General features: G+C 57.9%; 1 protein-coding gene. It reads right to left on the bottom strand.

Annotation, left to right across the window (positions count from 1 at the left end; genetic code table 11):
* A partial coding sequence (locus tag HJG40_RS14735; RefSeq protein ID WP_368356176.1) for an MFS transporter occupies positions 1-285 on the bottom strand: 285 nt, incomplete at its 3' end.
* Between the last annotated feature and the right edge of the window lie 12 nt (positions 286-297).

The following is a 297-nucleotide window of genomic DNA, read 5'->3' as shown; positions in this document are numbered from 1 at the left end:
CATACTTTGCGCGGGTGCCGCTGCCGGGTTGTCAGCCTCTTGTTGTGTATGCTCGGCCCGCACCCAGTAAATGGTATCTTTTATCCACAGCAGCAGCACCAACGCCAGCGCAATGACCACTAGCCCAAAGACCAGCAAGGACCAGCGGGGACCATACAAAACGGCCAGATACCCCGTGGCCAGACCCGCTGCACCCACGGCAATGTAACCCATGGCCTCATTGATGCCGACCGCCAGACCGCGCTGATGATTGGCCGACAGATCAATCTGGCTGGTAACAGTCATAGTCCAGGTGAA

The sequence above is a fragment of the Acidithiobacillus concretivorus genome, assembly GCF_018853445.1.
GTDB classification, from domain to species: domain Bacteria; phylum Pseudomonadota; class Gammaproteobacteria; order Acidithiobacillales; family Acidithiobacillaceae; genus Acidithiobacillus; species Acidithiobacillus concretivorus.
Note: the sequence above shows the minus strand (reverse complement) of the source record. Positions and strands in the feature narration are given on the sequence as shown.